We start from the raw sequence: 7802 nt of genomic DNA on the forward strand, positions 1-7802 counted from the left end.
ATCTCCAAGCGGAACAGAATATTCGCTATGCCCGGTATGAAAACGATCAGGCCACCGGGATTTCACTCACGGGAACGGTGCTGAAGGTACAACAGGATTTCGTACAACTTCAACTGGACATCGACCCGAAGCAAGATCCTGCCAAAGCCTGCTGGTTTCCTGTAGCGACTCGATATGTAGCCGAAGAACATAGCGGTTGGTACGATATGCCTGAAATCGGTGAACAAGTAGAACTGTATCTGCCTACACACCGCGAACAGGATGCCTATGTAACGGATTCGCTACGACAACAACACCACGCAAATGGACAGCCGAATGTGAAGATATGGCAACATGTGCAAGGTAGCGGCGTAGAAATGTCTGAGCAAGAACTGACCCTTTCTACCTCGGATGGATTTTCGATTACACTGCATGAAGGTAACGGCATCACCATCAACAGTCCGGGGAATGTACAGATTCAGGGTGGTCACGTGAAGCTCGACGCAGGTGAGGAGCTATCACTCGAAGCTGGAACGGCACTGTATCTGAAAGGCGGAGCCAGCAGCATGGTACTGGATGGTGAGACGGATACCAAAGCTCCAGTGATTTATCAGGAAGGTACAGTGAAGGCACCTGTTTTCGTAGCTGACCTCCCTCCTGTGCCTGAGCCGCCACTGATGAGCATCAAAGCCTATGAGACAGCTCAATCAGCAGCCAAGGATGCATCTAACAGCCAAGCCTCTATCCCTAAAGCAAAAATCACCAGTCCAGCAGAGCTTAAACAGGCGAATGCCTTGATGGGGACAGTATCCAAGCTATTAGGCTCTATTCCAGTGATGGGAAAAGTGGCTAGTGTGATGTTAAATACGGTTGGTGGACCCGCAGGTAAAGTAGCAGCAACTGTTTTGCAAGCAACTGCATCGATCCCAGTTCGGGGCAAAGGAACACCTACGATTGGAGGAAACAGTAAGGGGAGCGGAATTCATCCGTTGAAATACTTGGCTGGTTTAGCCCTTCAGGGATTGATTAGTCAATACGAGCATGAGCAAGCGAGACAAGCCTATTATAGCAAGTGGATTTTAGGAAAAGCATATACAAGTGCGCGTCATATAGCGCATTCCGGTGGCCCATTAGAGCTGGTTAAGAACTTGCTGAAAGAATCGAATGTCATGGCTCATGCGTATCAGCAGATCCCTGTAGATCTAAGACAACGCTGGAGAGCCAATTATGACAGCTACATGGCAGCTGAAAAAGCCAAAGTATCCTATAATTTTGATGAGTATGATAAAAAATTTATGGGTACTATGTGGGTCCTCAGTAAAAATGGAGTTACCGATCAGAAAGCTGCACAAGCTTCTCTTGCCTATAACGAAGCTATCAAAAATGGAGAAATCAAATTACATCACGAACCAGAAAATGTGGATATTTTCGTAGAACAAATTAAAGCAGCAAGAGAAGGAAAGAACTATTGGACAGGAGAAGAAATACCAAAATGGCAGGCAAATGCGATTATTATTAGTAGTGTATTTTCTGAATTTCAGATGGTTGGAAGTTTATACGGTGCTAAATTTGGCAGGAATATAAAGATACCTTCTAAATCAATTAAAGTTCCAAAGTCTACCGTTAAAGAATTGGAAATCGGAAAGCCTACGCTTTCTGAACCTATTGAACCACCCGCAGTTTCACGTAAAACAGGGGCTTATAACTCATCACACAATGGTACATCAGGTCAAGGGTTAGGTAAATTAGAGGGAAAAGAACTGAATGTATCAGAAAAAGGATTAAACATTGTTAAAAAACATCTTTCGTCTAATTTTGAAGATTTCCCTGAAAATACAGTTATGATCAAAAGGCTTGAAGATGCACTAGCTAACAAAAAGAAAATATCAGGCGCAGATGCAAGTTTTTATATGCATGAGGTTTCCGAATCAACTATGATGAAAAAAGGGATCGATTATGACACTGCTCATGAGATGGCACTTCAAAAATATGATGTCTCACGCTTCAGTGTGTATCACCCTGATATTATCAAATCAATGCCAGAAATTTTTAATAAAAACTGGAGAAAGTTCTGGGGGATAGAATAATGATTACGTTAAATAATTTAGGGCAGAATCGTAGAGGGAGAATTTGGATAAAGGATCTCCCTGAATTAGAATTTAAGGTTATTGATAAAATATCAACTTCTATTCAATTACAACAAAATATTGATATTAAACCTTCTCAACTCGCTCTTGAACTTTTACTTTCTCGTCGTGATATGAGTAATTACGCATTTTTAGGTGTTAGATTTACTCCAAACAATGAAAATACCGTAAATATTAGTGTCAGTGTTGGTATGGATGAGGATGAGCCATTAAATGATCATATTGCAATGAAATCGGATAGTGTCTTTGTCGGGATACCTTGGGAGTATGCTGAAGAAGTCACCTTTTCCGCAAAAAAAGTGATTCAAGAGATATCTCAATTCCCTAGTGGTGATTTAGAATTTTATTTAGGAGCTCACAGTGAAGTGGGATCAAGCAAAATGACATTTTCTAAGGTTACAGAGATAATTTTAAGGTTACTGATAACTGAGCCTGACAGTAGTGATGCTAATCAAATTGAGAGAATTGTCAGTAGCTACCTATAGAAGCGATAGACTTGTGAGATTCCATATTAGTTATCCATTGTATAATCGGAGTCTGCAAATTATCAGCATTAGCAGGTTATTAACTGCTACACAAAAACTATGGCTTGCCATCCCTCCCCATCAAAGTACCATACACACACTTCAACAATGGGAGGGAAATAATATGTCAAATTGGCTAGATTAGTTTCAAGAGGCATTACAGCTATTTTATCAATTAGAACTCACTAGTAAGCAACAAGTATCATGTTCAACAGAAGACGAGCACCTATTTACTCAAATGGATCAGTTCAAAACCAACCAAAACGAGGATATTCAACATCTGCTATCTGTATGGGAAGAATCCATAGGCGATCAGTTAAGCCAACACAAACAGCCATCTATATGGAAGGAGTAAAAGACGGAATTCGCTTGATCCTTCCCGTCAAGCACTCCACAAATATTCTCTAGCCTATTGATCGTAATATCCTAAGATTTTTTAGGTTTACATTTTAAAAGCAGATCGTACACTGCAACAAGCTAGACACAAAACAGCTTAGCAAGGCATGAAGTTCAACCCAAACACCATTTCACGCTGTCTGACTTTGACGTGCCCAAAATAATAGGAGAAGATCCTAACCCCGATCATTATAGAAATGCTTACACACAAATCTTAGAACTAATTGGACAATAATTCTGAATCAAAATAAAGGTGTGTTAGAAAACGGTGGCGACGGCTATGTATTACTTAAAGTAAAAACCGGTTTATTGGAATATTATATCGATCATTACGGCATGGAAGTAGTAAACAGCAAATAAGAACTGCTGGCCATCCCACCTGTTGAAGCCAAAAGAATGGCTGAGTAATATAATTCGTCCTCTCGACGATGGGATCATGGCTGTTCCGATTTCAAACGAGCAACGTTCGAATGCAGCTGCAGAAGGATGTTATTCAAAAAGATGAACGACTTCTTTTTGAAGACGTTCATCTTTATTTTCATATAGAGATTTCCTCAAAATAAGTTGGGTCACGTATTATAATTTTTTTACCTGAAACTGTAATAATATTATCTTTCTTTAACTGATTTAACACACCGCTAACCGTTTCACGAGACGTTCCGGATATTTTAGAAATTCCGATTGTTGTCAGTGGACACGAAATGACAATCTCTTCACCGTTTTGTTCCCCTAAATCCTGCCTTAAATAATTAAGTGACTGAATTACCCGATCTTGTGCATTGGGGATTGTAATATATTGTATACGATGTTCATGAAGTTTTAAGATTAAAGAAAACTGCTGAACAACAAATATTAATTGTTTTTGATTGGCTTTCAACATATCTTCAAAAATCGCCGTAGGAATATAATATACATCTACATCTGTCAGTGCTTCTGCCGAGTAATCGTATCTTTTATCTGTAAACATACCGCCATAAGGAAAAATTGAATATCGTTTTACATAGTCCTCATATACTAAATTTCCACTTTGATTTACCCGCTCTAACTTTACAAAGCCATCTAGCATAAGGTAAATTCGTTCCCTTGAATCCCCTTCTAAAAATAAGAATTGACCCTTCTTATAAGTTCGCCAATAGACAAACTCTCTTAAGCTTTTTAATTTTTTTTCTGATAAATCAGCAAATAAATTAAACTGTTTTAAATTTTCCACTACATTCCGTTTATTCATAAATCCACCTCTCTTGTACTATAATAGAATTAATACGAATTTTATCATTTATCCTATGTACTGAGCAATTTAGCTCTCCATAAACTATAAATGACCAATGAAACAAGCAGGCCGAATTCGGGAGAAAAGATCAGCCCAAACTCGACCATATTGTTTAAAGAACAGTATTTTTTAATGTTATTTTATACAATGCACAGATCCCTCTTGTTTAGAAATAACCGTGCCTGCATTTCCTTCCAATGCTTCATATAGCTTCTCTAAAGAAGTAATAATGGCTTTTCGTTCTGAATTTGTATTAACAAAATGAATAGCAGCTTCAATTTTGGGAAGCATACTTCCCGCTGCAAAATGCTGTTCCTTTATATATCCTTCTAATTCATCAACGGTTACAAACTCTAACCTTTTTTGATTGGACTTATTAAAATTCACATACACAAAATCAACCGCAGTTAAAATGACAAGCGTATCGGCACCTACTAATTCAGCTAATTTCTGAGCGGCAAAGTCTTTATCAATAACCGCTTCTGTCCCTGTTAATCCCTCTTTAGAATGAATTACCGGAATCCCGCCACCTCCAACAGCAATGACGATATTCCCATCCTTCACCAGAGAATCAACCACTTTATATTCAAGAATGCTTACAGGTGCTGGTGACGGTACAACTCGTCTCCATCCTCTTCCTGCATCTTCTTTAAATACCACTTTTGTTTCCTTCATTAACTTTCTTGCTTCGTCCTCTGTATAAAAAGGCCCTATTGGTTTTGTGGGATTATTAAATGCTTCATCTTTTTCATCGACGACCACTCTTGTTACGATTGTTACCACATCTTTATTTATACTCTGCTTTCTCAATACTTTTGCAATCGCATTTCCCATCCAATAGCCAATCATTCCTTGGCTCATTGCACCACAAGTATCCAACGGCATTGCGGGGGTTTTTTCCGATTCCGCCGCTTTTTGCTGTAATAAAATATTTCCTACTTGCGGACCATTCCCATGGACAATTACGACATCCACATCATTTTCTATTATTTTTACAAGTTGCTCCGCTGTTTTTTCTAATGCTTCTTGTTGTGCCTTTGCCGTAGCGTTACCGGATTGTATAGCATTTCCGCCTAGTGCCACTACAATTTTTCTTCGTGCCATACTTAAACCCTCCAATTGTTTTAATTTCCAAAAACTTCAAATCGCAATATTCCCCGTAACTAATTCATAGATTGTGAACACTGCCAAAGCAGCAATAGCAACTGATAATATCAGTTCCACCTGAGTAAATACTCGCTTTGGATTATTTTGCTTTTGCAGCTTATAATAGATGAAAATACCTGGTGCATATAAGGCCATAGCTAATAACAAATAATCTAACCCAGCCGCATAAACTAACCAAATTACATAAATACTTGCAACTATACCAGTGACTATATTGATGGTTCGGTCTTTTTCTTTTGATCGCAAGCTATACTTCAATTGATAAAACGCTGAAAACACATAAGGAATTAAAATAGCAGAGGATGCCAGAGAAAATGCAAAATTATAGGCTTTATCCGAAATAATGAAGGTTAATAAAAAAAGTTGAATTAAACCATTTGTAATCCATAATGAATTTACAGGGGCTTTATTTTTATTCTCTTTCGCAAACCACTTTGGAAACAAACCATCTTTAGCGGCTAAATATGGAATTTCAGAAGCGAGTAAAGTCCACCCTAGCCAAGCGCCTGAGGCGGAAATAACCAAACCCAGGTTAATAAATGTAGCGCCCCATTTTCCAACAACACGTTCAAATAAATAGGCCATAGCTGGATTTTTTAAATTAGCAATATCCGCTTGCTGCATAAGCCCGAGAGATAACAATGTAATCAATACGTAAATAATAAGTGTTCCTATCAATCCAATGACTGTCGCTTTCCCGACATCACTTTTATTTTTTGCACGGCTGGATAGAACAACAGCCCCTTCAACACCAGTAAATACCCAGACAGTTACAAGCATTGTGCTTTTAACTTGGCTGCCTACCGCCCCCCAAGTAAAAGTACCGCCTTGTCCCCAAAATCCGTCTACGAATACATTGATTTGAAAGGCAAAGATTCCCACAATAATAAACACAAACACTGGTACTAATTTCGCGATTGTAGTTACTAGGTTTATAAGCGCTGCCGATTGTACGCCTCGTAAAATCAGCAGGTGAACACACCAGAGCAAGATGCTCGCACCAATAATCGATGCTATATTTTGACCCCCACCAAAAATTGAAAAAAAATAACCTAATGAACTAAATAGTAAGGTTGCGTAAGCTACATTACCAAGCCATGCGGCTACCCAATACCCCCACGCACTATTAAATCCCATAAAATTTCCAAATCCAGCTTTTGCATAACTAAAAATACCACCATCCAAATCCGGTCTTTTTTTAGTTAAATTCTGAAAGGATAATCCAAGTGCAATCATTCCGATTCCTGTGATAATCCACCCAATAATAATTGCTCCGGCGGCAGCTTCTTTGGTCATATCACTTGCCAAGTTAAATGCTCCACCGCCTATCATCGAACCGACAACAAGAGCTGTTAAAGTAAATAATCCTAGTTTCTTTTCTTCATCCACACTACGCTCACCTCTCTCTATTTGATAGTGTTAAGGAAAGAGAGAGAAAGAAGGAAGATTAATTCCTTCTTTACTCCATATTTCCTAAAGTAGCTGCTAAAACCGCTTTAATGGTATGCATTCTATTTTCAGCTTGATCGAATACTTTTGAATGCTTGCTGCGGAATACCTCATCGGTTACTTCCATTTCTCTCAATCCATGTTTTTCGTAAATTTCCTTCCCACACGTTGTTTCCAGATCATGAAATGCAGGTAAACAATGTAAAAATACAACATCATTATTCCCCGTTTTTTCAATCAGTTGCATATTTACTTGATAAGGTGAAAGCAGTTCAATACGTTCAGCAAATTTATCCTCTTCCCCCATAGATACCCAAACATCTGTGTAGATTACATCTGCGCCCGCAACAGCCTCTTCAATACTACTGGTTACCATTACCCGGTCACTAAATTTTTTGGCCAAATAAATGACTTCTTTTGCCGGCCATAATGATTTTGGCGCACAAATCCGAACTTCCATTCCAACGATTGAACCACCAACTAATAAGCTGTTAGCAACATTGTTTCGGCCATCGCCAACATAAACGAGCTTCACATTTCGTAAGTCCCCTATGTGTTCTTGGATGGTTAATAAATCCGCGAGCGTTTGGGTCGGATGCCACATATCCGTTAGACCGTTCCACACCGGTACACCCGAATTCTCAGCTAAAGATTCCACTGTTTTATGAGTGAAGCCGCGGAACTCAATTCCGTCAAACATGCGGCCCAACACTTTCGCCGTGTCTTCTACGGATTCTTTTTTACCAAGCTGAATATCACCTTTACCTAAATACTCGGGATGCGCGCCTAAATCTGTACAAGCTACTGTAAATGCGCACCGTGTACGAGTAGAAGTTTTTTCAAATAAAAGAGCTATATTTTTTCCTTCCA

Annotated in this window: 5 protein-coding genes and 1 pseudogene; 2 read left to right on the forward strand and 4 right to left on the reverse strand. The window is 39.0% G+C overall.

Annotated features, from left to right (window positions below; genetic code table 11):
- Positions 1–2066: pseudogene (locus tag C1I60_RS26015) on the forward strand (hypothetical protein); the annotation flags it as partial.
- A complete protein-coding gene (locus C1I60_RS23290) occupies positions 2066–2611 on the forward strand; it encodes a hypothetical protein (protein ID WP_137063894.1) in 546 nt (181 codons plus the stop codon). The pseudogene C1I60_RS26015 and the gene C1I60_RS23290, both read left to right, overlap by 1 nt.
- Before the next feature lie 973 nt (positions 2612–3584).
- Here C1I60_RS23290 and C1I60_RS23300 read toward each other — a convergent pair.
- The 4 genes from C1I60_RS23300 to argF form a co-directional block, all read right to left on the reverse strand.
- The gene (locus tag C1I60_RS23300) at positions 3585–4274 is read right to left on the reverse strand and encodes a Crp/Fnr family transcriptional regulator (protein WP_137063895.1); all 690 of its coding nucleotides are present in this window, start codon (positions 4272–4274) and stop codon (positions 3585–3587) included.
- A 177-nt stretch (positions 4275–4451) separates the two neighbouring features.
- Positions 4452–5420, reverse strand: coding sequence for a carbamate kinase (gene arcC / locus C1I60_RS23305; protein ID WP_137063896.1), 969 nt, complete (start codon positions 5418–5420; stop codon positions 4452–4454).
- Positions 5421–5456: 36 nt separating this feature from the next.
- Positions 5457–6872: an arginine-ornithine antiporter gene (gene arcD / locus C1I60_RS23310; RefSeq protein ID WP_137063897.1), complete on the reverse strand. Its 1416-nt coding sequence runs from the start codon at positions 6870–6872 to the stop codon at positions 5457–5459.
- 70 nt (positions 6873–6942) lie between these two features.
- On the reverse strand, positions 6943–7802 hold an 860-nt coding region (gene argF / locus C1I60_RS23315; protein ID WP_137063907.1), incomplete at its 5' end, for an ornithine carbamoyltransferase.

This window comes from Paenibacillus terrae, from assembly GCF_005217525.1.
Taxonomy (GTDB): domain Bacteria; phylum Bacillota; class Bacilli; order Paenibacillales; family Paenibacillaceae; genus Paenibacillus; species Paenibacillus terrae_C.

Excerpts from the sequence above, each read along its gene's own strand:
- C1I60_RS23300 (WP_137063895.1), bottom strand. The coding sequence starts at position 4,274 with ATGAATAAACGGAATGTAGTGGAAAATTTAAAACAGTTTAATTTATTT.
- arcC (WP_137063896.1), bottom strand. The coding sequence starts at position 5,420 with ATGGCACGAAGAAAAATTGTAGTGGCACTAGGCGGAAATGCTATACAA.
- C1I60_RS23290 (WP_137063894.1), top strand. The coding sequence starts at position 2,066 with ATGATTACGTTAAATAATTTAGGGCAGAATCGTAGAGGGAGAATTTGG.